Below are 25198 nucleotides of genomic sequence, written 5' to 3' on the forward strand. Positions count from 1 at the left end.
AGACGGCCTCAATATTCTTAATTAATAAAGCACAATCATGTCCCGTTTCCATACCGAACCATCCTTAGCCTACACCGCACAAAACCGCACCGCCGTCCTGCTGCTCAACCTCGGCACGCCTGACGCGCCGACGGCTGCCGCAGTCAAGCCTTACTTGAAAGAATTTCTGTCCGATCAACGCGTTGTCGAACTGCCCAAGCTCTTATGGCAACCAATATTGCGTGGCTTGGTATTGACTTTTCGCCCGAAAAAAAGTGCGCATGCCTATGAAAAAGTTTGGTTTAAAGAAGGTTCGCCGCTTGAGGTTTACACACACCGCCAAGCAGAAGCCCTGGCCAAACATTTGCCCGATGTCATCGTCCGTCATGCAATGACTTACGGCAATCCAAGCGTTGCCGATGTTTTGGCGGAACTCAAAGCCCAAGGCGTGGGCAAGTTGCTGGTCATTCCGCTCTATCCACAATATGCCGGCTCTTCTACCGGCGCGGCTTTGGACAAAGTGTTTCAAGAGTTATTGCTGCAACGCAACCAAATGAGCGTCCGCACCGTCTCCCGTTATTACGACGATGCCGCCTATATTCAAGCCATGAAGCAGCATATTGAAGCCTATTGGGCCCAAAACGGACGCGGCGAAAAACTGATGTTGAGTTTCCACGGCATTCCGCAAAAGCATCACGACGACGGCGATCCCTATCCTGACGAGTGCCACCATACTGCCAAGCTGTTGGCGCAGGCATTGGGCTTGTCCGAACAAGAATACATCGTTTCTTTCCAAAGCCAGTTTGGTAAATCCCAATGGGTCAAGCCCAGCACGCAAGCCCTGTTTGATCAGCTGCCGAAACAAGGCACGACCAAACTCGACGTCTTCTGCCCCGGCTTCCTGGCCGACTGCCTCGAAACCATGGAAGAAATCGCCATTATGGGACGCGAACAATTCCACGCCGCAGGCGGCAAAGAATACCGTTACATCCCCTGCCTCAACGATTCCGCCGACTGGATTGCCGCACTTGCACAATTAAGTCGGGCTAATCTGCAAGGCTGGATTTGACCTAAACCAAAGGCCGTCTGAAAAATTCACTTTCAGACGGCCTTTAGCGTTATCATCAAGCTATTAAAACGCAAACCAAGCGTGTAGCCATCAAAAACAACACTACTCAAAAAGGAACACATCATGACTGCACTCCGCCCTATCCTGCTCCTTCTGACCTCACTCAGCATCCCAACCGCTTTTGCCGCCGATGCCGCGTTGATGAGCAAAGGACAAAAGATTTACGAAACCAACTGCGCCGCCTGCCACGGCAAAAAAGGCGAAGGCCGGGGTGCCATGTTCCCGCCTTTATTCCAGTCCGACTATATCAACAAAAAACCGCAAGTCCTGTTGCAAAGCATGACCAAAGGCATCAACGGCCCGATTAAAGTAAACGGCAAATCCTACAACGGCTTCATGCCTTCTACCGCCATCAACGATGCCGATGTTGCCGCCGTTGCCACTTACATCATGAACGCCTTCAATAATGGCGGCGGTACGATTACTGAAGCAGATGTCAAAAAATCTCACGGGAAAAAATAAAACGTCTCTCCCATAAAGGCCGTCTGAATATTTCAGACGGCCTTTTCGATATGGAACACATTTTTGTTTCCATATTTATGGTTATGCAACATCAACAAACATACGCAAAAAACCGTCAAATCAAAAAAAGCATATGCGTTTTGTGTTAAAGTAAACGTTATTTAGCGGCTGTTTTGCGTCCAGGCCGTCTGAAAGGTTTTATGTTATGAACTTTTTCCGCAAGACTGTTTTATTTTTAGTCGTCCTCTCCATATTTGCTGCCTGCGGCTCCTTTATTTCCCAATACGTTTTGGGCATGAACCCGTGCGTATTGTGCATCCTGCAACGCTTGTGCGTATTGGCTGTCGGGCTGTTGGCCATTGTTACGGCATTTAGTTCTCAATCTTCCAAATTTGCCCGCTCGCTCTCGGCATTGTTGATTGCCGCTCCGGCCGTTTATGGCGCAGGTGTCGCCGCCTATCAAATTTGGCTGCAAAGCCTGCCGCCCGGCACCGCCCCTTCTTGCGGCGCACCTTGGACCTTCCGCTTGCGCGACTGGCCTTTGTTCGATTGGTTTGAACCCATCGTTCGCGGCTTTGGCAACTGCGCCGAGCCGGACTATCTATTCGGCGTCGCCCTGCCGGTGTGGAGTATTTTGTATTTCAGCTTCGTGGTATTGCTGCTGCTTTGGGCTTGGTTGAAAACCAGAAAAATCTGATTGGTTTCGATATAAAAAGGCCGTCTGAAATTTCAGACGGCCTTTTGTTCTTTAAACTATTTAATCCAGATTCAACACGGCAGAAGTGTAAACGTCTTGTACGTCGTCCAAATCTTCCAATGCGTCAATCAGTTTTTGCATTTTAACCGCATCTTCGCCGCTCAACTCGGTTTCGTTTTGGGCACGCATGGTAACGTCGCCGTCAACAGATTTGTAGCCTGCAGCTTCCAATGCTGCTTTTACACCTGCCCAGTCGTTCGGTGCGATAACCACTTCGATGGAACCGTCATCGTTGGTGATGACGTCTTCCGCACCGGCTTCCAAAGCCGCTTCCATCAGCGCATCTTCGTCAACGCCCGGTTCGAACACCAAATAGCCTTGATGAACGAAGTTGAACGCTACGCAACCGTCGGTACCCAAGTTGCCGCCGTTTTTAGTGAATGCATGGCGCACATCGGCAACGGTACGGGTTTTGTTGTCGGTCAGGCAGTCTACCATCAAAGCCGCGCCGCCGATGCCGTAGCCTTCGTAACGCAACTCGATATATTCCACGCCTTCCAGATTGCCCGTACCTTTATCGATGGCACGTTGCACGTTGTCTTTAGGCATATTGTTTTCAGCGGCTTTTTCCAAAGCCAAGCGCAGGCGCGGGTTTGCGCCGGGGTCGCCGCCGCCCATACGGGCAGCAACGGTAATTTCTTTAATCAGACGGGTGAAGATTTTGCCGCGTTTGGCATCTTGTCGGGCTTTTTTGTGTTGGATATTTGCCCACTTACTATGGCCTGCCATGTTGATTCCTTTCGTTTTTTCACGCTCTGAGGCGGAATTTGCTTCATTTGTAAGGCGTGCATTTTATCATAAGTTAGCTTTAGCCAAAATATTCAGACGGCCCAAACATTTGCAAAAACAGGCCGTCTGAAAACAAAGAAACCTTTTTTAAAATAAAGAAGCACATTTGCGGCAAACCCTTGTCAGTTTTTCGTTTTAATTCACGAAGGTTTACGGTATGATGACAAAACCGGTCAAAATTGTTAACAACTTAACCGGTATCGAATGGCAAAACGGCCTGCTCGCCGATGTTGCCAACCATGAAAAATGAGTGGGAGTAGTTACCCGTATCATTTTATTTTTATTGTTTTTATTAAAGGTTTTATTATGGAAGAAATATTGTCTGCTCTGGTGGGTGCAGTCAATCAGGTTCTTTGGGACTACCTGCTGATTTACGCCTTAATCGGTATCGGCCTGTTTTTTACCCTGTACTTGGGCGCGCCGCAAGTTACCAAATTGGGGGCGGGTTTTAAAGCCGTTTTCGGCGGCTTGTTCAGCAAAAAAGACAAAGACCACGAAGGCAAATCCCTGTCTCAATTTCAAGCGCTTGCCGTGGCGATTTCCGCGCAAATCGGTACCGGTAACGTTGCCGGTGTCGCCACTGCGATTACTGCCGGCGGCCCGGGTGCCATTTTTTGGATGTGGTTGTCTGCCATTTTGGGCATGTCTACCATTTTTGCAGAAGCCGTTTTGGCGCAAAAATACCGCGTGGTCAGCCACGGCAAATACATCGGCGGCCCTGCGTTTTACATTACGCACGGGCTGACGCCGAAAATCGGTCGTGGTGCGGCGCGTTTCCTGTCCGGTTTTTTCTCCATTGCCTTGATTATCGCGCTGGGCTTCATCGGTAACGCGACACAATCCAACTCTATCGCCTCGGCCATGAATTTGGCTTTCGATATTCCTCCGATGGCTGTCGGCATTGCTTTGGCAGTATTCGCCGGCCTGATCATCATCGGCGGCATCAACCGCATTGCCGGTATCGCGCAATTTGTCGTGCCGTTTATGGCGGTGATTTACATCTTGTGTGCCGTAATTATTTTGTTCAAATTCTCCGACCACATCATCCCGATGTTCCACAGTATCTTTGTTGCTGCCTTCAATCCTGAAGCAGTATTGGGCGGTGCGGCCGGTATCGGTATGCGCGAAGCTGTCCGCTTCGGCGTGGCACGCGGCCTGTTTTCCAATGAGGCCGGTATGGGTTCGACTCCGCACGCTCATGCGACCGCCAACGTCAAACACCCTGTGCAACAAGGTATGGCCGCGTTTATCGGTATTTTTATCGATACGCTGATGGTCTGCACGGCAACTGCGCTGATTATCCTGCTGACCGACGCTAACTTGTCCGGCGAAACCGGCGCGGCAGTTACCCAACTGGCTTTTAACAAAGCCTTTCCAGGTTTCGGTTCGCAACTGCTCGCCGTCTGTCTGACCTTCTTCGCCTTTACCACCATCATCGGCTGGTACTACTTCGGCGAATCCAATATCCGCTTCCTGTTCCGCGGCAAACACTTGGGCATCTACCGCGCACTGGTTTTGGTGGCCATCGTATTGGGTACATTGGGCAAAGTGGATTTGGTTTGGAGTATGTCCGATATGTTCAACGGCTTTATGGTCTTGCCGAACTTAATCGCCCTCTTCCTGCTGCGTAAGGAAATCCGTGCGGTTTACGACGATTATCTGGCGCAAACCAAAGCCGGCAAAGAGTTGACCTACAACTACGAATTCCACGAATTCCACGACAAAAACCCAGATTAACGACAAACAAAAACCTCTCAGCCAAACTGAGAGGTTTTTTATTTCAGGCCGTCTGAAACTACAACACATAAAAATAAATGCTGATAAATTGCGTCAAACTGCCTGCCAAGACAAACAAGTGCCAGATACCGTGGCCGTGGCGGATTTTCGTATCGTTGATAAACCAATAAATCCCCGCGCTATACAATACGCCGCCCAACACCAGCCAAAATAATCCGCCTGCCGAAAGCGACTGTATCAGTGGCCACACTGCCACCACAATCAACCAGCCCATCAACACATAAATCACCATCGACAGCAGCCGTTTCTCGCTTTTACGCCCGATCGTCAGCTCCTGAACAATGCCCAGCAAAGCCAGCCCCCACGACACGCCGAAAAGCGACCAGCCCCAGCCGCCCTGCAGGGTAATCAGCGTAAACGGCGTATAACTGCCTGCAATCAAAAGATAAATCAGGCAATGATCGACCTTTTGCAAAATCGCCTTGGCTTTCGGCTGCGGAATACTGTGGTATAAGGTTGAACCCAAATACAGAAGCAGCAGGCAGATTCCGTAAGTCAGTGCACCGACAATCCGATAGCCGTCCGCCGATTCCACCGCTTTCACCAGCATCAGCACCAAGGCCGCCACTGCCAATAAGAAACCGGCCAAATGGCTGTACGCATTAAATCTCTCGCCGTGATACATAAACCATTCTCATTTCTAAAAAACCAAAGTGTACGCGAAGACAGGCGCTTCGTCAGAGAAATCGGGTTAAAAATAAGTTAAAGCGCAAAGGCCGTCTGAAAACACACTCGGGCAATATAACAAAAACATCTTTGCAACAAACAAACCATTCTTTCCCTTTTTCAGACGGCCTCACTAAAGTATCGGCTATCGCCAAGATTGCAAAGTAGAGAAAAAATGTCCATCCAAAACCACCACCTCGACTGGCTCGAAGCCGAGTCTATCTACATCATCCGCGAAGTGATTGCCAACGCCCAAAACCCGGCCCTGCTGTTTTCCGGCGGCAAAGACTCCGTCGTCTTGCTGGCGCTTGCCGTCAAAGCCTTCCAAATCGAAGGCCGTCCGCTGAAGCTGCCGTTCAAACTCCTGCACGTCGATACCGGCCACAACTACCCCGAAGTCATCCGGTTCCGCGACGACACGGTCGCACGCACCGGCGTACAACTTGTGGTCGGCAGCGTAGAAGAGTCCATCCGCAAAGGCAGCGTCGTCTTACGCCGCGAAACTGATTCGCGCAACGCCGCCCAAGCCGTTACACTGGTTGAAACCATTGAAGAACAAGGCTTTGATGCACTGATGGGCGGCGCGCGCCGCGATGAAGAAAAAGCGCGCGCCAAAGAACGCATCTTCTCTTTCCGCGACGAGTTCGGCCAATGGGATCCTAAAAACCAACGTCCTGAATTATGGTCGCTCTACAATACGCGCCTGTTCCAAGGCGAAAACATGCGCGTGTTCCCGATTTCCAACTGGACGGAATTGGATATCTGGCAATACATCGCACGCGAAAAACTCGCCCTGCCGCCGATTTATTACACCCACAAGCGCGAAGTTGTCGAACGCAACGGCCTGCTCGTTCCCGTTACCCCGTTGACCCCAAAACGTGAAGGTGAAGTTGCCCAAATCCGCGATGTCCGTTTCCGTACCGTCGGCGATATTTCCTGCACCTGCCCGGTTACCAGCACCGCCGCCACACCCGAGGACATCATTGCCGAAACCGCCGCCGCGACCATTTCCGAACGCAGTGCCACACGCATGGACGACCGCGTATCGGAAGCGGCAATGGAAGAGCGCAAAAAACAAGGCTATTTCTAAACCGTTTTTTCAGACGGCCCCTATATATTTCAAACCCGAACAACACGGCAAAGCCATCCGCCCCTGCCGTGTTGTTTGCTTTATTATTCTTGCAAATATCATTTAACAACAAAAGCTTAATCAAAAATCCTGACAAAGCGACAAACAATAAAACATAAACAAACATGGTATAATAAACACTTGCAGGCAGAGATTTAGACAAAAGTCTCAGGCCGTCTGAAGGAGGAGAAACATGAACCGACGCGTTTATATCGTACATGGCTTTGAAGGCAATCCGCACGGCAACTGGTTTGACTGGCTTTGCGCCCAAATCAAAAGCACCGGCGCACAAGCAATCTCCCTCGCCATGCCCAATCCCGACAAACCAAGCACGAGCGCGTGGCAGTTTACCCTAGACCAGCACATTGGTAAGCCCGATGCCCATACCTTCCTAGTCGGCCACAGTCTCGGCTGCATTACCCTCCTTCACTTCCTCAGCCGCCAACAGCCGCAAAAAATCGGCGGCCTGCTGCTTGCCGCCGGTTTTGCCGATACACTGCCACCCCTGCCTGCGCTTGATGCCTACATTAAAGCAGCATCCCCCGACTTCGACATCCTGCGCAAAATCGACATGCCCAAACACTGCTTGGTTTCCGACAACGACACTCATGTTCCGCCCGAACTGACTTTGGACATGGCGGCCAAACTCAAAAGCCCTGTTATCCATATTCCCGAAGGCGGCCATTTGATGGCTTCGGACGGCTTTACCCAACTGCCACAGGCTTGGGAAGCGCTGAAACCCATGTTGACCGAATAAACACGCAATATAATTTGGTTTTCAGACGGCCTTGTATGCCTCCCCTCCCCATAACAGACCGTCTGAACAACAATAAAAAACAACCTGCCCTTTCAAGCAGGTTGTTTCTTTTTATGCCTCATTGACGGCAAATTTAATATTGCACCGTCCATTCAATCTCACCGCCGGCCCTCATCGGTACAAGTTCGCCATCGCCGTAAGGCACGCTGGCAGGAACGGTTTGCGTTTGTTTGACCAATGTGATGGTATCGGAATTTTCAGGCAGACCGTAGAAACGCGGGCCGTTTTTAGAAGCAAAGGCTTCCAGTTTGTCCAACGCGCCTGCTTTCTCAAACACTTCGGCATAAAGCTCGATGGCGGTTATCGCGCTGAACATACCGGCGCAACCGCAAGCATTTTCTTTGGCAGTTTTAGCATGTGGCGCAGAATCCGTGCCGAGGAAGAATTTGTGTGCCTTATCACCGGTAACGGCAGCAACCAAAGCCTGACGGTGGGTTTCACGTTTGAGTACAGGCAGGCAGAAATGATGAGGACGCACGCCGCCGACCAAAAGGTCGTTGCGGTTGAGCAGCAAGTGTTGCGGCGTCACGGACGCGGCCACATTATCGCCTGCTTCCAATACCAGTCGGGCGGCTTCGGCAGTGGTGATGTGTTCAAACACTACTTTAAGATTCGGCACTTGTGCCAAAACCGGCTTCATCACGCGCTCGATAAAGGCGGCCTCACGGTCGAAAATATCGATTTCAGGATCAGTGACTTCGCCGTGAACCAAGAACAAAATGCCCTGTTTCGCCATTTCTTCCAACACGGGAATCAGTTTGAACAGGTCGGTTACGCCGGAATCAGAATTGGTGGTCGCGCCTGCCGGATAGAGTTTGAAAGCCACAATACCGGCAGCCTTAGCCTCACGCACGAGTTCGGGAGTGGCGTTGTCGGTCAAATAAAGCGTCATCAACGGCTGGAAGGTGCTGCCTTCCGGCAGGGCGGCCATAATGCGCACTTTGTAGGCTTGGGCATCGGCAACGCTGACGACGGGCGGTTTGAGGTTGGGCATAATAACCGCGCGGCCCATTTGTCGGGCGGTGTACGGGGCAACGGCTTTGAGCGCGTCGCCGTCGCGCAGGTGTAAGTGCATATCGTCGGGGCGGATGATGGTCAGGGTTTGCATAACTTACTTTCGAGTGGTTTGGTTTGATAATGTTCAGACGGCCTTTATTCGGCGGAATGGTTTCTATTAATTTGATGTTTCAATCGTCAACCGGTCTAAGGCAAAACGGCGGCCTTATTGTCGTAAGAATGATGGGTCAAATAAAAAACAGCCTGTACCGGAAAATGCTCGAACGACGTTGTTTTGACGGTCAGCAAGGTTTCTTTCGGACTGCCGGACGCGCGCCATGCGTAGGAAATCTGACGCATGGGCAACGGGGCTTCCGACAAATTATCGGCACGCAATTCAGCGTTCAAACCTTGCGGCGGATTTTCTGCCAAAGCCAAAAATTGTTTGAAAATCAGATGGTCATTGGCTTTGGCCGTACGCACGCTGCAACTGTCTTCGGTCAGGCTCAAATAATAATCTGCGCCGTTTACCGTTTTCTTCCAAATGCTCAATGCCTCCAAATCCATCATTCCGGCAGGCAAATCGGCCATATCTTTTTTCGACAATAAAACCAGTTTGTTGGCATTGGCGAACTCGCCGACAATGGCGGCATCGCCGTCTGCAGCCACACAGCTTTGGCGGAACAAGTCGGTTACATTTTGGGCATAATCGGCAGCGTTCTGCGGCGAAACACTTTCATTGCCGCATGCACTCAGGCAAACAGCCAATACGACGGCAGACAACGCGACGGCTTTAGACATTTCAGACGGCCTTTATTTGTGTTTCAACACCAGCTTGAACACGCCGTCGGCCTCGCTCGATTCCAACAAAACATGTCCGGTCTGACGGCAAAACGCTTCAAAATCGCCGGGCGCGCCGCCATCGGTGGCCAATACGGTCAGCACTTCGCCCTCCTGCATTTGCGCCAAAGCTTTTTTTGCACGCAAAATCGGCAACGGGCATTTCAAACCGATGACATCCAGAGTTTGTGTATTCATGATGAAAACTCGTCATATTAATCAGAATTAACGTCAATTATACCGCACTTACTTGCACCCCACCCTGCAAGCCCATAAAATAAAGCCGTTTTTCACTTTGGAGCTGTCTATGCGCCGTTTTGCCCTTCTCGCTCTCAGCCTTGCCGCGACTCAAGCATTTGCTTTGGGTTTCAGCCAAAAGGATACGCTGACCAACACGCGTTATCAGGAAAGCCCTGAAGAAGTTGCCGCACGCGAATTTAAAGAACACAAAGCCGAGTTGCCACCCCTGCCCGATACCCAATCGGGCGATTGGTTCAACCTCTACGTTAACGAAACCTACGGCAAGCAGCCCAAAATCCTGCTCAGCAGCCTGCAAATCATGCCTGCGCCTGACAACAGCATCCGCTACGTCTTGAATGTGCGCTCCGACAAAGGCTACGACAACCTCTCCGTCGAAGGCCTCTATTGCGCCCGCACGTCCTTTACTTACAGCAACGACAAGCGTTCGTCTTACAAAGTATTCGCATACGGCGACACAGTAAACCACCGCTGGATCGAGCCGCGCAAAGGCGATTGGAAGCTGATCGGCAATGCGTTCAGCCGCAACGACGCCCTGCACACCGCCCTGTATCAGGCATTCTGTATCGACGGTATGCCGACAACGGTTGAAGGCTTGGTACAACGTTTGAAAGAACGCGGCGGTCGTCACGGCACAACGCTGACCAACCACGACAAATAAACCGCTTTAATCAACAAAAAGGCCGTCTGAAATTTTTCAGACGGCCTTGTCTTTAGAGACAGCTTAGAATTTGTGATACAGGCCCACAGAAGCGGCTTTTTGTTCAACGCCGCCTTTGTTGGCTGCAGTCAGACGGGTTTTGTTGCCGACTTTCAGATACGCCAGTTGGGCAACTACGCCGGTGCGTTTGCTGAAGGTGTATTGGCCGCCGACAACGACTTGGTCGAATTTATCCACCAATTTTTCTCCACTGTTCACGCCCTTGGCAGGCCAGCCGTGCGCGTAAGTAATGCGTGGGGTGACATTGCCCAATTTGTAGCCGACTGTTACCGCTGCATCAACTACTTTCACGGCTTCAGATTTGCCTGAATCGACAGTAATGTCACTACCCTTGTACTCATTAAAACCATCGGTGAAATAGCCTAAATATTCGTTGCCTGTCTCATGGCCTTTGGCATAGTGTACGCCGCCGCCGACAAAGAGATTGTCTTTATCGTAATAAGTTTCGACTTTGGCGATTTGCGCCGCTTTGACTTTGCCTGATTTGTCGGTGTACGCGCCGTTGTAGTGGCCGTAAGCCGCATTGGCGGTAAAGCCGTTTTTAGAGAAACTCACGCCGCCGGTGTATTGGTCTTTGGCCGGTTTGGTGTGCGTGTATTTGTCTGAAGGATTGCGGTTGTCGCGCGGTGCGTAAGACACGTTGAATTTGAATCCGCCGAAATCCGGGCTGTCGTAGCGTACAGCGGCGTTACGGTTGCCGGTACGGGTAAAGATGCCCAAGCCTGCGGCATTGGTTTTGTACATCCATGGATCGATGGTGTCCATTTCGTTCAGCATATTGCTGAGTTTACCGGCACGGACTTTACCGAATTTACCTTGCAAACCAATGAAGGAATCGCGATTGGCAAAACCTTGAGAACCACCGGTAATGGCCGTTTTTTGTTCAACTTGCCAGATAGCTTTCAAATCGCCGCCGAGGTTTTCGCTGCCTTTGAAACCGATACGGGAGGTATTGTCATTGATGCTGGTTGCGGTAGAGCTGGTTTCAGAACCTGCATCACCTTTGATTTTTACTTGACCGACGGTCACGCTGCTTTTGATTTGACCATACAGAATGACGTCTGCAGAGGCAGCCAGCGGCAAACCGGCAATAACCAAAGCGATAATCGATTTTTTCATTATTCTCTCCAAAACAAAGTTAAAATCTCGTGAAAACACGTTTGGCAATATTAATGTTTTCCAACGCTACAAACAACTACTTTCATCTTGATAGACACTTTTATTCATTAGAGTTTAGACTTTTTACAACATTTTTAAATAAAACAGGCCGTCTGAAAGAAATTTCAGACGGCCTTTCCTATTTGCAGCGAAAACGTGACTTGGGTTGTCTTAAAAACTCCGGTTTAGGCAAATGCGGCGCAGTTTAAAGCTATGCGCGACATTATCGGCGGCGAAAACAACCGTCCCGTACAACCTTTAAACGACCGCGAAGTCAATGAAGACAAATAACTTCTAAGGCCGTCTGAAAACAAAAAAGCACCCGGAAACGGGTGCTTTTTCAATCACATCAATCAGGCTTTTTTGTTACCCAACGCGGCTTTCACAAACGCGCTGAACAAAGGATGGCCTTTGCGCGGATTGGAAGTAAATTCCGGATGGAACTGACACGCGAAGAACCAAGGATGATTTGGCAATTCGATGGTTTCAACCAAACGCTCGCGGCCTGCAGATACGCCGCCAATGACCAAACCGGCTTTTTCCAACTGAGGAACATAGTTGTTGTTGACCTCGTAGCGGTGGCGATGACGTTCGCGGATATGTTCGCTGCCGTAGATTTTTGCGGCAAGGCTGCCCGGTTTGAGGTCAACTTCTTGCGCGCCCAAACGCATGGTACCGCCCAAATCGGCAGATTCGTCACGGGTTTCTACGCTGCCGTCGGCAGTTTGCCATTCGTCAATCAGGGCAACGACAGGCGCGGCGCATTTCAAATCAAACTCGGTAGAGTTCGCACCTTTCAAGCCTGCAACATCGCGGGCGTACTCAATCAGGGCAATTTGCATGCCCAGGCAGATGCCCAAGTATGGTACGTTGTTTTCACGCGCATAGCGTACGGCGGCAATTTTGCCTTCCACGCCGCGTGAACCGAAGCCGCCCGGCACCAAAATCGCGTCCATGTCTTTGAGCATGGAAACGTCGCCATTGCTCTTCTCGATGCTTTCGCTGTCGACAAAGGTAATTTGTACGTCGGTTTCAGTGTGAATACCGGCGTGTTTCAGGGCTTCGATCAATGATTTGTAGGACTCGGTCAAATCAACGTATTTGCCGACCATCGCAATTTTGACGGTGTGTTTCGGATTTTGAATCGCGTGAACGATTTTCTTCCATTCGGTCAAATCGGCTTGTTTGACATTCAGCTGCAACTGCTCGGTAATAATGCTGTCGATGCCTTGGTTGTGCAGCATTTCAGGGCATTCGTAAATGCTGTCCACATCGTAGCTGCCCACGATGGCGCGTTCTTCAACGTTACAGAACAATGCAATCTTACGACGCTCGTCCGCAGGCATTTCTCTGTCCATACGGCAGATCAGGATGTCCGGTTGCAAACCGATGCTCAACATTTCTTTAACGGTATGCTGGGTCGGTTTGGTTTTAATTTCACCGGCGGCGGCAATGTAAGGAACATAGCTCAGGTGGGCAAACAATGTATTATTGCGGCCAAGCTGGCTGCGCATTTGGCGGATGGCTTCCAAGAAAGGCAACGATTCGATATCGCCGACTGTACCGCCGATTTCAACAATCGCCACATCATAACCAGCCGCGCCTTCATGGATACGGCGTTTGATTTCATCGGTAATGTGCGGAATCACTTGTACGGTACCGCCCAAATAGTCGCCGCGACGCTCTTTAGCAATCACGTTTTCATAGACTTGGCCGGTACTGAAGCTGTTGCGGCGGGTCATGGTGGCGTTGATGAAACGCTCGTAATGACCGAGGTCGAGGTCGGTTTCCGCGCCGTCATCGGTCACGAATACTTCGCCGTGTTGAAACGGGCTCATGGTACCCGGGTCAACGTTGATATACGGGTCGAGCTTAAGCATGGTCACGTTCAAGCCACGCGACTCGAGAATAGTAGCAATAGAAGCGGCGGCGATACCTTTACCCAAAGAAGATACAACGCCGCCGGTTACGAAAATAAATTTAGTCATGATGTGATACCCATGTTGGAATGTGTGATTTTAACTTGAAGCAGCATATTCTGGCAAACGGCAAAAGCTTCAGGCCGTCTGAAAACAGCGTTTTCAGACGGCCTTATCATACTGATTCTATATATCAGCGCAGTTCGCGGCGCAGGATTTTGCCAACGTTGGATTTTGGCAACTCGTCGCGGAATTCGATGTCTTTCGGCACTTTATACGCCGTCAGCTCTTTACGGCAGAAATCGATCAACTCTTCCTTGGTCAAAGACGGATCTTTGCGTACGACGAAGACCTTAATCGCTTCGCCGGTTTTCTCATTTTTCACGCCGATACAGGCGACTTCCAAAACCTTGTCATTGCTAGCCACCACTTCTTCAATTTCGTTCGGATACACATTGAAACCAGATACCACAATCAAATCTTTTTTGCGGTCCACCAGCTTCAACCAACCTTTTTCATCCATAACAGCAATGTCGCCGGTCTCCAAAAAGCCGCGCGCATCGATTGCTTTGGCGGTTTCTTCCGGACGGTTCCAATAGCCTTTCATCACTTGCGGGCCGCGTACCCACAATTCGCCCGGTTGTCCGATAGGCACTTCTTTGCCGTCTGCATCACGCAATTCGACCTCGGTTGAAGAAACAGGCAAGCCGATACCACCGCTGTAAGCTTCGATATTCAAAGGATTACAACATACGCCCGGGCTGGCTTCGGTCAAGCCGTAAGCCTCCACAATCGGCGTACCAGTAATTTTTTTCCATTTTTCCGCCACGGCTTTTTGTGTTGCCATACCGCCGCCCAAAGTCAGCTTCAAACGGGAAAAATCAACTTCGGCAAAATCCGGACGGTTGACCATCGCATTAAACAGGGTATTCACACCGATGAATACGCTGATCGGCTCTTTTTTCAATTCACCGATAAATCCTTTCATATCGCGAGGGTTGGTAATCAGGATGATTTTAGAACCGGTATTGGCGAAAATCATCAGGTTTACCGTCAAGGCAAAGATGTGGTAAAGCGGCAGCGCGGCGATGACGGTTTCTTCGCCTTCGCTCAGTTGGAATTTAATCCATTCTTTCGCCTGAAGCATATTGGCGCAGATATTGCCGTGACTAAGGACGGCGCCTTTCGCCAAACCGGTTGTACCGCCTGTATATTGCAGCAAGGCAGTATCGTCGCGCGTCAACTCGACTGGCTTGAACGTATTGGCCGCACCTTGCTTCAAGGCCGTCTGAAAAGTGATGGTATTGGGAATGCGGTATTCCGGCACCATTTTTTTCACTTTGCGGATGACGAAGTTCATCAACGCGCCCTTAATCATGCCGAACATCTCGCCGACCGACGCGACAATCACATGTTTGATTTGTGTACGCGGCAACACCAATTCCAGCGTATTGGCAAAGTTCTCCAACACGACAATCGTTGTCGCGCCGCTGTCTTTCAACTGATGTTCCAACTCGCGCGGCGTATAAAGCGGATTCGTATTCACTGCCACCAAACCTGCCTGCAAAATACCGAAAAGCGCAATCGGATATTGCAAAACGTTCGGCATCATAATTGCCACACGCTCACCGCGCGGCAGTTTCAATACGTTTTGCAGGTAAGACGCAAAATCGGTCGCCAACTTGCCCACTTCGGCATAAGTCAGCGTTTTGCCCATGTTTTGAAAAGCAGGTTTATCCGAGAATTTCTCGACACTTTGACGGAATACGTCGCTGATGGAGCTGTATTGAGAGATATCGATTTCGGGGTTGACGCCTTGTTCGTAGCTTTTGAGCCAGAGTTTTTCCATGTTGATCAGTCTTTTATTTAGTCGTTTTTTGAAATCGAGGCCGTCTGAAAGGCTTTATTCAATCTGCCGCTTCGTTTTCAGACGGCCCTTTTATTAAGCAGTAATAATGACAGGCTTGTCGGTGGACATGATGATACCGCCGCCCAAGCACACATCGCCGTCGTACAGTACCGCTGACTGTCCGGGAGTTACCGCCCATTGCGGCTCGTCAAAAACAAGCTCGATGGTTTTATCATCCAAGTAACGCAACGTACAAGGCGCGTCAGCCATGCGGTAGCGCGTTTTGCAGGTATAGCGGCCTTCTTTCGGACGTTCCGGCAATGTGAAACTCAAATCGTTCATAATCAGGCTTTGTGTATAAAGCAAAGGATGGTCATGACCTTGGACGACAATCAGTTCGTTTTTGGTCAAATCCTTGGCCGCAACAAACCATGGCTCGCCTGCGCCGCCGATACCCAAGCCTTTGCGTTGGCCCAGCGTGTAAAACATCAGGCCGACGTGTTCGCCGACTACTTTGCCTCCAGGGGTAACCATTTTGCCATTATTGGTCGGCAGGTATTTTTGCAGAAATTCGCGGAACGGGCGTTCGCCGATAAAGCAAATACCGGTACTGTCTTTTTTGGTTGCGGTCGGTAATTTGAATTCTTCGGCAAGACGGCGGACTTCAGGTTTTTCCAACTCGCCCAATGGGAAAATTGCGCGCTCGAGTTGGAAAGGTTTGAGGCGGTACAGGAAATAGCTTTGGTCTTTGTTTTGATCCAAGCCTTTGAGCAGGTAATGCACTCCGTTGCGAACTTCTTTGCGGGCATAGTGCCCGGTGGCAATGGTATCGGCACCCTGCTCTATGGCATAGTCCAAAAAGCATTTGAATTTAATTTCAGCATTGCACAAGACATCCGGATTTGGCGTGCGGCCCGCGCTGTATTCTTTGAGGAAATAGGCAAATACGTTGTCTTTATATTGCGCAGCAAAATTGACGATGTCGATATCGATTCCGATGATATCGGCAACGGCAATAGCATCAAAGGAATCTTGTTTGATGCTGCAATATTCGTCGTTGTCGTCATCTTCCCAGTTCTGCATGAACACGCCACTGATTTGATGGCCTTGCTGTTTGAGCAGGGCTGCGGTAACGGATGAATCGACGCCGCCGGAAAGGCCGACGATGATGTTTGTTGGTGTGTTGGTAGTATTCATGAGGGGAATGTGGGTTTCAAATATATTTTTTAAAGCTTGATTTTAGCACATTTTGATTTAACGACAGAAAAGGCCGTCTGAAAGCCCAATGACTTTCAGACGGCCTTTATATGCAAATTCAAGCAATTAGTGCTGATGCGCGCCACCGTGACCATGGCCGTGACCGTGATCCATGCCGGATTGTGGTGCAGTTTTCACTTCCAGCTCGACAGTTTGAGATTTCGCGTTTTTGAATTTCAGGGTTACAGGTACTTTTTCGCCTTCTTTCAGCGGTTTTTTCAGACCCATGAACATAACGTGGTAGCTGCCTGGTTTCAGCTCGGTTACGCCTTTTGCAGCCAAAGGCACGCCGCCTTTAACTTCGCGCATACGCATAACGCCGTTGTCGTTAATATGGGTGTGTACTTCAACGCGTTCTGCAACAGGGCTGCTGCCACCTACCAAGAAGTCTTGTTTGGCTTCATCGTTTTGGATTTTCATGAATGCGCCACCCATTTTCATACCTTCGACAGTGGCACGTGCCCAACCGTCTTCAATATGGATACCGGCTGCAGATACGGAAGTTGCCAAGCCTGCCAGAATCAGGGTTGCCATTAATTTTTTCATGTTTTGCTCCTTGTGTTTGCCAAATGGCTGGGATATACAGTCTTCATCTTACAACCAAAGGCCGTCTGAAAACTTTGATATAGATTAATTAATACTATCTAATCCTAACGAATTACCATATTACCACATTTTTAAGCAGTTAATGCAATAATCCAAACAATAAATAACATGAACAAAGCCATCAGTTGCGTGGCCGAACCGGCATCTTTGGCACGCTTGGCCAGCTCGTGTTTTTCAGTAGAGGTATGGTCAACGGCTGCCTCGACGGCGGTATTAAACAATTCGGTAATCAATGAAATAAACGATGCGACAACAAGCACCATTTTGGTGACCGAGCCGAAATCAAGAAACAACGCCAAGACAATTAAAATCAGGTTCAACCAAAAAACTTGGCGAAATGCGCTTTCATAACGATACGCGGCAGCCAGTCCGTCTTTGGAATAACCAAACGCGTTGATAATGCGCTTGATGCCGCTTTTGCCTTTTTTCTCAGAAGCATAGGAAGATGGTTTCATCATATACTCAACATTAGAATGCCGTCTGAAAAGAAACGGTCGGGTCAATTTTCAGACGGCCTTTGGATTTATTGTTTTACCCAAGATGCCACGGCATCTGCGAACATGGCAGCAACGTCGAAATCTTTTTGCTTCATGATCTCTTGGAAGCCGGTCGGGCTGGTTACATTGACTTCGGTCAGGTTGCTGCCGATGACATCCAAACCGGCAAGCAAGATGCCGCGGCGTTTCAATTCAGGCGCAAGGGTTTCTGCAATTTCACGGTCGCGCTCGCTCAATTCCTGTGCCACGCCGCGACCGCCGGCAGCCAAGTTGCCGCGCGTTTCACCGTTTTGCGGAATACGCGCCAAAGCATACGGAACAACTTCCCCGCCGATAATCAAAATGCGCTTGTCGCCATGTACGATTTCAGGAATATAGCGTTGTGCCATGATGGTGCGTGAATCAAGCTGCATCAGGGTTTCAAGGATACTGCCGATATTGGGGTCGGATTCGGTCAGGCGGAAAATGCCCATACCGCCCATGCCGTCCAACGGTTTGATGATGATGTCGCCGTGTTCTTTCAAAAAGGCACGGACATCGGCGGAACGTGTGGTAACCAAAGTGGGCGCGGTAAACTGGCTGAAGTTCAAAATCGCCAATTTCTCATTGAAATCGCGCATTGCTTGTCCGCTGTTAAATACTTTTGCACCCTGCTGCTGTGCCAACGTCAAAAACTGGGTTGCGTACAGATATTGCATATCAAACGGCGGATCAGTGCGCATAATGACCGCATCGAAATCTTTCAAGGCCGTCTGAACTTTTGCCTCTGCTTTAAACCATTCATGATCGTCATCGTTCTTCGCGCCGACAAACTCAAATGCCGCCGCCTGAGCCACCACCAAGCCTTCACGGACGGACAATTCTCCGCTCAAGGTATGAAAAAGCTGCCAACCGCGCTTTGCCATTTCACGCATCATGGCGTAAGTAGTGTCTTTATAGGTTTTAAAACTTGCCATTGGATCGGCGATAAACAGGACTTTCATCAAAATTTCCTTGTAAATAGACGATATAATCATACCTTGTATTCTGCCTGCCTGAAAAGGTGGCAAAATATAGAAAAGGCCGTCTGAATCCTATTTTCAGACGGCCTTGAGGCTTTTAGGCGGCTGCCAAATGCAAGAGTTCGGCGGCATGGCTGCGTGTAGTATCAGTAATAATTTCGCCACCCAGCATACGCGCGATTTCCTCAATGCGCTGATGATGGTTCAACACGCTGATTTCGCTGACGGTTTGCTCCCCTTCGCTATGCTTGCGGACCTGCCAATGGTTTTCACCGCAAGAGGCGACTTGAGGAAGATGGGTTACCGCCAAGACTTGATGTTTTTTACCTAAGGCACGCAAAGCTTTACCGACCATTTCGGCGACGCCGCCACCAATACCGGTATCCACTTCGTCGAAAATCAATGTCGGCACTTGCGTGTATTGGCTGGCAACCACTTGCAAAGCCAAGCTGATACGCGCCAATTCGCCGCCGGAAGCCACTTTATTCAAAGGTCGGGACGGATTGCCTTTATTCGCCGCCACTTGGAATTGTACCTGCTCCAGACCATGTGCGGTCGGCGAAGACGGCAACAAGACGATGTCAAAACGTGCGCCCTTCATGGCCAAATGTTGCATATGCTCGGTGGTCTCTTCGCCCAAACGACCAGCCGCCTGATGACGCATGGCGGAGAGAATATGCGCGGCTTCGTGGTATTCGGCAAGATTGCGTGCGACTGTATTTTCCAAGGCTTCCAAATCGGCAGCCGCGTGCAGGTTTTGCAGGCGCTCGTCAATTTCTGCCAACTTTTGCGGCAACTCTTCCGGCTCAATGCGGTATTTGCGCGCCATGCTCATCAATTCGCCCATACGGCTTTCTTGTGCGGCTAATTCATTAGGATCGATGTCGCTGCGACCGGCCACATCACGCATATTGGCACTGATTTCACCCAACTCAGCTTCAATACTTGCCAGCATATTCAGACTTTCGGCAAAGCGCGGCTCAATGTTTTGCAGATTGCCCAGCAGTTTTTGGCATTGGTAGATTTGACGTTGGATGCCGTTGTCTCCGTCTATACTGTCGCTCACCTGCTCGGCGGTTTGCAGCAACTCGGCCGAATGCGCCAGGCTGTCGTGGCTTTGGCTTAAGGTTTCCCATTCGTTGGGTTTGAGCTCCAATTGGTTCAATTCATTAAACTGCCATTCCAAACGCTCGCGTTCGATGGCCATGGTTTCTGCCTGCTCTTGCGCTTCTTGCAGGGCTTTTTTCGCATTGACCCAATTTTGATAAAGCTGTTTGACCGTTTCTGCCTGCTCTTTGCTGCCAGCAAATGCGTCTAACAACTCGCGTTGCGCAGACTCTTGATTCAACGAATGATGGGCATTTTGGCCGTGAATATCGATTAACTGCTCGCCAATAGCTTTCAGCTGCGCCAATGTTGCTACCTGATTATTGATATAACTGCGACTTTTACCCTTGGCATCGATAATACGGCGGATGCTGAGCTCTTCGGCATCTTCTTCCAAAAGGCCTTGCTCCTGCAGCTGCGCTTTCAGTTCAGGCAAACCGCTGATATCGAACAAAGCCGACAACTGCGCTTCTTTGGCGCCGCTTCGCACTTGACTGTAATCGGCTTTATCGCCCAACAACAGGCCAATCGCATCCAGAGTAATCGATTTGCCTGCGCCGGTCTCGCCCGTCAATACGGTAAAGCCGTTTTGAAAATCAAGATTCAGGTTTTCAACAATGACAAAATCACGCAAAGAAAGTGCCAACAGCATTGCAGTATTCCTTAGTAAATTACCCGCAACTATGCGGAATAGCTTTAGATAAGCTGATTATAACTAAGATTTTTTATAGTTTAAATCAGATTTTTCTTATGGTTTATCTAAGATATTTATTTTAAACAAATTATTTTTTAAGAAACTGCTAAACGCACCACGCCATATTGTTACCCTGGCTGGCTTATTCAATGATATAAAGCGTTCATTTAATGCTATAAAACGCTAGAATAACTAACATAAAGGCCGTCTGAAACACGATTGTTTCAGACGGCCTTTACATTCAAATCAGTTAATCAGTCTGCTTCCTGATTCTACTGCTTCTTCAGCTTCCTCATCGCCTGTCGGCGGCGTTTCCATCAAATCAGGCAACACCAGCTCGCCCAATTCAGTCAGCGGCGGCAATTCTTCCAAACTTTCCAAACGCAAATCGCTTAGGAATGTTGCTGTTGTCGCCCACAAAGCCGGACGGCCGACAGAATCACGGTGGCCGATGACTTCAATCCAGCCCCTATCCTGCAAGGTTTGCATGACATTTTGCGACACCGCTACGCCGCGTATGCCTTCGATATCGCCACGCGTTACCGGCTGCTGATAGGCAATAATCGCCAGCGTTTCCATCACGGCGCGGGAATAACGCGGCGCGCGCTGCTCTTGCAGGCTGCCCAGTCGTTCAAAGGCAGCTTGGGCGATTTGGAAACGCCAGCCCTCATGGGTATGCACCAGTTGCAAAGCCCTGCCCTGCCAACGGGCCTTCAGTTGCGCCAACACATCAATCAACTTGTCTTGCGACAATGGCGGCACGCACAATTCTCGCATGGCTTTTTCGTTTAAGGGTTCGACTTGCGTCAACAGCGCCGCTTCAATCAGCGCATCGGGAGAAAGTTTTTCAGTCATAATAAAATCAATGTTCAGACGGCATGAACAACCGAAGGCCGTCTGAAAGATAATATGGTCAACGGTTTGTTATGCGCTCAAATGCGCTTTCAGTTTTTCTTCGTCCAAAAACCAATGGCAAATTTCAGTATCGCCATCCAGCAAAACTGGCACCAGCTCATTGTACTTTTCTTCTAAAACCGGATCAGCATCAACATCGACAATATCTAGCTCAAATCCAAACTGCTCCTGATAAGGCTTTAATTGTTCGCGCATTTTGTGGCACAGGCTGCAATATTCCCGAAACATCAAGGTCAGTTTCATGGCGGTTACTCTCGGAGGGACAAAAGCGGCCATTGTATAGCAAAATGCCGCTAAACTATACAGGCATGACAAAGGCCGTCTGAACAGGCGCGAAACAACGCCTTCAGACGGCCTTTGTGTGTATTCTGAAATTAAGACTGAACGTTAATACCTGCAGTCACGGTATTTTGGGCGCTGCTTGCAGTCAAAAACGATGCAGCCAATTCGCCGCAGCAACCGCAACAAGTCGCCACGCCCAATTGAGCCTGCAAATCGCTCATGGTGGTTGCACCGGCGGCGATGGTCTCTTTGATGTCGTGGTCAGTAATGGCGTTGCAGATGCAGACAAACATGATGTGCTCCAATAATTTTGTTACCCTCTGTAATTGAGAGTAGGATTTATTCTTGAACGTAAATATAAATAAAAACGGTTTGCATTGCAATATTGGCATTGTCCTTTTGTTTTGAAATTTTTCTATGTAAATTTGTATTTTGATTGTTATTTTATAAATAGTAAACTTTATAACCGTTCAGACGGCCACGATAACAAAAGGCGGCATCTTCGAAATGCCGCCTCTATTCATGAACGGGAATGGTGTTCATCGACCATGTTTTTCAAACGAATATTAGCAACATGGGTATAAATCTGTGTGGTGTTGATATCGGAATGTCCCAACATCATCTGGACCGAACGCAAATCGACGCCGTGATTAACCAAATGCGTGGCAAAAGCATGGCGCAAACCGTGCGGACTGAGCGAAGCAATACCGGCCGCTTCGGCATATTCTTTGACTATCATCCATGCAAGTTGACGGCTGATGCCGCTGCGTTTCTGGCTGACAAACACTTCGTCGCAGATTTTGTTTTTCAGCAACAACGGGCGCGATTCGTTGCAATAGCGTTCCACCCAATATGCCGCTTCCTGACCCAGCGGAACCAGACGCAATTTGTTGCCCTTGCCTATGGTACGGATACTGCCGCGATGTAAATCGATATCGCTGAGCGTCAATTTGACGGCTTCGGTCACGCGCAAACCTGTTGCATACATGACTTCAAGCAAGGCTTTGTCGCGCAGTCCATGCGGCGTTTCCACATCCGGTGCAGCCAGCAGCGCGTCGATTTGAGCTTCGGTAATCAGCGTGGGCAGTTTGCGTTCCGATTTCGGCGCCTTGAGAAAACGGGTGGGATTGTCTGCTCTTTGGCCTGTTTCTTCCAACCAGCCGTACATACGCTTGCAAGCCGACAATGCCCGCGCTTGGGACGTGTTTTTTTCCCCTTCCGCATACACGGCATCAGACAGGGCAAACTCATCGGCACTCAACCAATCCTGCCCGCCCTCGGCCAACCGCGCGGCGACTTTGACCAAATCACGGCGGTAACTTTGCAGCGTATTGTGGCTGAGCCTGTCTTGCAGCCAAAGGGATTCAAGCAGCTTGTCTATTAAATCGTCCATATTCATCAAACTGTATTGAAAGGCCGTCTGAACGGCATGACTTTACATCCGTTCAGACGGCCTTAGGTTTTCAAAGCCCTATCAAGAGACTTGAGAAATTGTATCCAACACTTCCTGCGCGTGTCCGGCCACTTTGACTTTGCGCCATTCATGAGCGATTTCGCCGTTTTCGTCCAGCACAAAGGTGCTGCGCTCGATGCCGAGGGATTCTTTGCCGTAAAGCTTTTTCAGCTTGATCACGTCAAACAGCTTGCAGACGGTTTCTTCTTTGTCGCTCAACAATTCAAACTGGAAGCCTTGTTTAGTGCAGAAATTCTGATGCGATTTGACACCGTCGCGCGAAATGCCGACAACGGTATAGCCCAATGCTTTGAATTGCTCCAATCGGGCATTGAAATCCAAGCCTTCGGTGGTACAGCCGGGAGTACTGTCTTTAGGATAAAAATAGACAACCAACGGCAAATGTTCGGCGGAGTTAAAATCGCTGCCGGAAGAAGATGGGAGTGTGAATTGATATTTTGACATATTATTCCTTTCAGACGGCCTAAACCTAGCCTTCGTTTATTTTTCGCTTAAATTCAAATAACTGCGCGTACCTTGAAAATCTTCCAATGCGCGCAACAAAAGCTGGAAGTGGTCGTCATTGCCGGCCAAATCCAACTCATCAGCATTGACGGTCAGCAAAGGCGCGCTTTGATACAAATGGAAGAAATGACTGTATTCGTCATGCACCCGTCCCAAATAGCCTTCAGGAAACAAGCTGATAATGCCTTCGTGACGTTTTTGCAGGCGTTTGCGGTTGTTTTCGACGGCGGTTTGCAGATAAATCACCACATCGGGTTCCGCGTATTGCGGCAAAATACGTTGCTTCATATCGGCAAAAAGCTGCTGCTCGTCATTATTCAAAACGATAGGCGTAAAAATACGGTCTTTTTCCAATAAAAAGTCAGCCACAACCATTCCGCCTTGCGCACATTGGTCTTCAATAATATTCACGCTTTCAGCGCGGCGCGTCAGGAAGAAAAGCTCGGCAGCCAAACCATTATTGGAAACATTACTGTAAAACTTCATAAGAAACGGATTATGATCCGGATTCTCCGACAACAGCAACGCGCTGAAATGCTCTGCCAAGCGGCGGCTCAAAGCGGTCTTGCCGCTACCGATGGCGCCTTCGACAACAATATAACGAGGATTCATAGTAACTCTTTGTAATGTGTTTCCCAACAATATTTTATAGCAAAAAAGGCGTGTCCAACACGCCCTTTCTTGTTTTAGTCCGTTTTTCAGACGGCCCTTATTCTTTCAACAGGAGAATACCCTGCCCGCCCAAAGCCTGAGCCAAATCAGCCGCACGGCCATACTCGCCCAACTCGAAATCCGGAAGGATTTCGGCCAAAGGCAACATAACGAAACTGCGCTCATGCGCGCGCGGATGCGGCAAGGTCAGATGCGGGTCATCGCTGCGGATACCGTCAAAATCAATAATATCCAAATCCAAAGTGCGCGGCGCATTACGGAAGGTACGTTCGCGCCCAAATTCGGCCTCGATGCGGTTTAACTCTGCCAACAACGCTACGCCGTCCAATGAAGTTCTCACCGCACAAACGGCGTTCACAAAATCGGGCTGATCATCATAGCCAACCGGCGCAGTCAGATACAGGGAAGAAGCCTTTTCGAGCCGAATATGTGGATGCGCGGCCAATTCAGCCAAAGCGGCGCGAACCTGTTCGGCAGGATTGGCGAGATTGCTACCCAAAGCGATAACGGCAAAATGCGGATACATTTCAGACGGCCTCTTTTAAAACGGCAGCGTTTTGGTTTTGGCAAGGAAAACAATCGTGGCAACACACGACATGGCTAAAACATAGACGATATAGAATTTTGGCGAACGCGGACGCGAACGCATCATAATCATGCCCAACACAATATAAACCAGCAACAGCAGGATTTTCATGCCGAGCCACGGCGCATTGAACGGCGAAAAATGGGTAATCTTCATCAGCCACAAGCCGGTAAACAGCAACATGGTGTCGTTCAAATGTGGCATGGCTTTCCAAATGCCAGCCAACGGCTTCTCAGGATGACGCCAGAGCAGGAAAAAACGGATGTTGAACAACAGGATGGTAATGGCAACGAAAATCTGATGGCTGTATTTTACAAACAGATATTGCATGGCAGTT

At 49.6% G+C, this 25198-nt stretch carries 28 protein-coding genes; 7 read left to right on the forward strand and 21 right to left on the reverse strand.

Annotated elements, in window-relative coordinates:
- The first annotated feature begins 37 nt into the window (after positions 1–37).
- The 3 genes from hemH to ACTHSW_RS02410 all read left to right on the forward strand — a co-directional run bounded on the left by hemH (position 38) and on the right by ACTHSW_RS02410 (position 2267).
- Entirely contained in the window at positions 38–1048 is a 1011-nt protein-coding gene (gene hemH, locus ACTHSW_RS02400) for a ferrochelatase (protein WP_070461436.1), read from the forward strand.
- 123 nt (positions 1049–1171) lie between these two features.
- Positions 1172–1570: a c-type cytochrome gene (locus ACTHSW_RS02405; protein WP_070461435.1), complete on the forward strand. Its 399-nt coding sequence runs from the start codon at positions 1172–1174 to the stop codon at positions 1568–1570.
- 205 nt (positions 1571–1775) lie between these two features.
- A complete protein-coding gene (locus ACTHSW_RS02410) occupies positions 1776–2267 on the forward strand; it encodes a disulfide bond formation protein B (RefSeq protein WP_039864291.1) in 492 nt (163 codons plus the stop codon).
- 60 nt (positions 2268–2327) lie between these two features.
- On the opposite strand, the gene ACTHSW_RS02415 is transcribed toward ACTHSW_RS02410, so the two are convergent.
- Positions 2328–3056 carry a YebC/PmpR family DNA-binding transcriptional regulator gene (locus ACTHSW_RS02415; protein WP_070461434.1) on the reverse strand — a complete coding sequence of 243 codons (729 nt, stop codon included), beginning with the start codon at positions 3054–3056 and terminating at the stop codon, positions 2328–2330.
- A 366-nt stretch (positions 3057–3422) separates the two neighbouring features.
- Between ACTHSW_RS02415 and ACTHSW_RS02420 the strand changes: the two genes are divergently transcribed.
- Positions 3423–4853 (forward strand): alanine/glycine:cation symporter family protein, encoded by a 1431-nt coding sequence (locus ACTHSW_RS02420; protein WP_070461433.1) that lies wholly within the window; start codon positions 3423–3425, stop codon positions 4851–4853.
- A gap of 58 nt (positions 4854–4911) precedes the next feature.
- On the opposite strand, the gene trhA is transcribed toward ACTHSW_RS02420, so the two are convergent.
- Entirely contained in the window at positions 4912–5538 is a 627-nt protein-coding gene (gene trhA, locus ACTHSW_RS02425) for a PAQR family membrane homeostasis protein TrhA (RefSeq protein ID WP_070461432.1), read from the reverse strand.
- 216 nt (positions 5539–5754) lie between these two features.
- Here trhA and cysD point away from each other — a divergent pair, with 216 nt between their 5' ends.
- Both cysD and ACTHSW_RS02435 read left to right on the forward strand, forming a co-directional pair.
- On the forward strand, positions 5755–6669 hold the full coding sequence (cysD, locus tag ACTHSW_RS02430) for a sulfate adenylyltransferase subunit CysD (protein ID WP_070461431.1): 915 nt from the start codon (positions 5755–5757) through the stop codon (positions 6667–6669).
- 232 nt (positions 6670–6901) lie between these two features.
- Entirely contained in the window at positions 6902–7465 is a 564-nt protein-coding gene (locus ACTHSW_RS02435) for an RBBP9/YdeN family alpha/beta hydrolase (protein WP_070461430.1), read from the forward strand.
- 133 nt (positions 7466–7598) lie between these two features.
- Here ACTHSW_RS02435 and pyrC read toward each other — a convergent pair whose 3' ends face one another.
- The 3 genes from pyrC to ACTHSW_RS02450 all read right to left on the reverse strand — a co-directional run bounded on the left by pyrC (position 7599) and on the right by ACTHSW_RS02450 (position 9559).
- Positions 7599–8633: a dihydroorotase gene (pyrC, locus tag ACTHSW_RS02440; RefSeq protein ID WP_070461429.1), complete on the reverse strand. Its 1035-nt coding sequence runs from the start codon at positions 8631–8633 to the stop codon at positions 7599–7601.
- 95 nt (positions 8634–8728) lie between these two features.
- Complete coding sequence (locus tag ACTHSW_RS02445; protein WP_070461428.1) at positions 8729–9322, reverse strand: NMCC_0638 family (lipo)protein; 594 nt, start codon at positions 9320–9322, stop codon at positions 8729–8731.
- A 12-nt stretch (positions 9323–9334) separates the two neighbouring features.
- A complete protein-coding gene (locus ACTHSW_RS02450; RefSeq protein ID WP_003681929.1) occupies positions 9335–9559 on the reverse strand; it encodes a sulfurtransferase TusA family protein in 225 nt (74 codons plus the stop codon).
- 109 nt (positions 9560–9668) lie between these two features.
- On the opposite strand from ACTHSW_RS02450, the gene ACTHSW_RS02455 reads away from it, so the two are divergent.
- Positions 9669–10280, forward strand: a complete 612-nt coding sequence (locus ACTHSW_RS02455; protein WP_070461427.1) for a CNP1-like family protein — start codon at positions 9669–9671, stop codon at positions 10278–10280.
- A 63-nt stretch (positions 10281–10343) separates the two neighbouring features.
- On the opposite strand, the gene ACTHSW_RS02460 is transcribed toward ACTHSW_RS02455, so the two are convergent.
- The 16 genes from ACTHSW_RS02460 to ACTHSW_RS02535 form a co-directional block, all read right to left on the reverse strand.
- Positions 10344–11459: a porin gene (locus tag ACTHSW_RS02460; protein WP_070461426.1), complete on the reverse strand. Its 1116-nt coding sequence runs from the start codon at positions 11457–11459 to the stop codon at positions 10344–10346.
- A 392-nt stretch (positions 11460–11851) separates the two neighbouring features.
- Complete coding sequence (locus tag ACTHSW_RS02465) at positions 11852–13486, reverse strand: CTP synthase (protein ID WP_049348005.1); 1635 nt, start codon at positions 13484–13486, stop codon at positions 11852–11854.
- Positions 13487–13610: 124 nt separating this feature from the next.
- Positions 13611–15266 (reverse strand): AMP-binding protein, encoded by a 1656-nt coding sequence (locus ACTHSW_RS02470; protein WP_070461425.1) that lies wholly within the window; start codon positions 15264–15266, stop codon positions 13611–13613.
- Between the two features lie 93 nt (positions 15267–15359).
- Positions 15360–16463, reverse strand: coding sequence for a tRNA 2-thiouridine(34) synthase MnmA (gene mnmA, locus ACTHSW_RS02475; protein WP_070461424.1), 1104 nt, complete (start codon positions 16461–16463; stop codon positions 15360–15362).
- 126 nt (positions 16464–16589) lie between these two features.
- Complete coding sequence (locus tag ACTHSW_RS02480; protein ID WP_070461423.1) at positions 16590–17069, reverse strand: copper chaperone PCu(A)C; 480 nt, start codon at positions 17067–17069, stop codon at positions 16590–16592.
- A 131-nt stretch (positions 17070–17200) separates the two neighbouring features.
- Positions 17201–17584, reverse strand: coding sequence for a diacylglycerol kinase (locus tag ACTHSW_RS02485; RefSeq protein WP_070461422.1), 384 nt, complete (start codon positions 17582–17584; stop codon positions 17201–17203).
- A 68-nt stretch (positions 17585–17652) separates the two neighbouring features.
- Positions 17653–18609, reverse strand: a complete 957-nt coding sequence (gene gshB / locus ACTHSW_RS02490; RefSeq protein WP_070461421.1) for a glutathione synthase — start codon at positions 18607–18609, stop codon at positions 17653–17655.
- A 115-nt stretch (positions 18610–18724) separates the two neighbouring features.
- Entirely contained in the window at positions 18725–20386 is a 1662-nt protein-coding gene (recN, locus tag ACTHSW_RS02495) for a DNA repair protein RecN (protein ID WP_070461420.1), read from the reverse strand.
- Positions 20387–20674: 288 nt separating this feature from the next.
- Positions 20675–21283 (reverse strand): SMC-Scp complex subunit ScpB, encoded by a 609-nt coding sequence (gene scpB / locus ACTHSW_RS02500; RefSeq protein WP_004519443.1) that lies wholly within the window; start codon positions 21281–21283, stop codon positions 20675–20677.
- A gap of 69 nt (positions 21284–21352) precedes the next feature.
- On the reverse strand, positions 21353–21586 hold the full coding sequence (locus ACTHSW_RS02505) for a glutaredoxin family protein (protein WP_070461515.1): 234 nt from the start codon (positions 21584–21586) through the stop codon (positions 21353–21355).
- A gap of 131 nt (positions 21587–21717) precedes the next feature.
- Positions 21718–21918 carry a (2Fe-2S)-binding protein gene (locus ACTHSW_RS02510; protein WP_003681978.1) on the reverse strand — a complete coding sequence of 67 codons (201 nt, stop codon included), beginning with the start codon at positions 21916–21918 and terminating at the stop codon, positions 21718–21720.
- A 227-nt stretch (positions 21919–22145) separates the two neighbouring features.
- Positions 22146–23024, reverse strand: a complete 879-nt coding sequence (gene xerD, locus ACTHSW_RS02515) for a site-specific tyrosine recombinase XerD (protein WP_079453676.1) — start codon at positions 23022–23024, stop codon at positions 22146–22148.
- A gap of 75 nt (positions 23025–23099) precedes the next feature.
- The gene (locus ACTHSW_RS02520; RefSeq protein ID WP_049335498.1) at positions 23100–23543 is read right to left on the reverse strand and encodes a peroxiredoxin; all 444 of its coding nucleotides are present in this window, start codon (positions 23541–23543) and stop codon (positions 23100–23102) included.
- A 36-nt stretch (positions 23544–23579) separates the two neighbouring features.
- Positions 23580–24215 carry a deoxynucleoside kinase gene (locus ACTHSW_RS02525; RefSeq protein ID WP_070645075.1) on the reverse strand — a complete coding sequence of 212 codons (636 nt, stop codon included), beginning with the start codon at positions 24213–24215 and terminating at the stop codon, positions 23580–23582.
- A gap of 97 nt (positions 24216–24312) precedes the next feature.
- Positions 24313–24801, reverse strand: coding sequence for a 2-amino-4-hydroxy-6-hydroxymethyldihydropteridine diphosphokinase (folK, locus tag ACTHSW_RS02530; protein ID WP_070461419.1), 489 nt, complete (start codon positions 24799–24801; stop codon positions 24313–24315).
- Between the two features lie 15 nt (positions 24802–24816).
- Positions 24817–25191, reverse strand: a complete 375-nt coding sequence (locus ACTHSW_RS02535) for a SirB2 family protein (RefSeq protein ID WP_003681989.1) — start codon at positions 25189–25191, stop codon at positions 24817–24819.
- Positions 25192–25198: the final 7 nt, after the last annotated feature.

Source organism: Neisseria sp. P0008.S004 (assembly GCF_051962755.1).
Classification (GTDB): domain Bacteria; phylum Pseudomonadota; class Gammaproteobacteria; order Burkholderiales; family Neisseriaceae; genus Neisseria; species Neisseria subflava_A.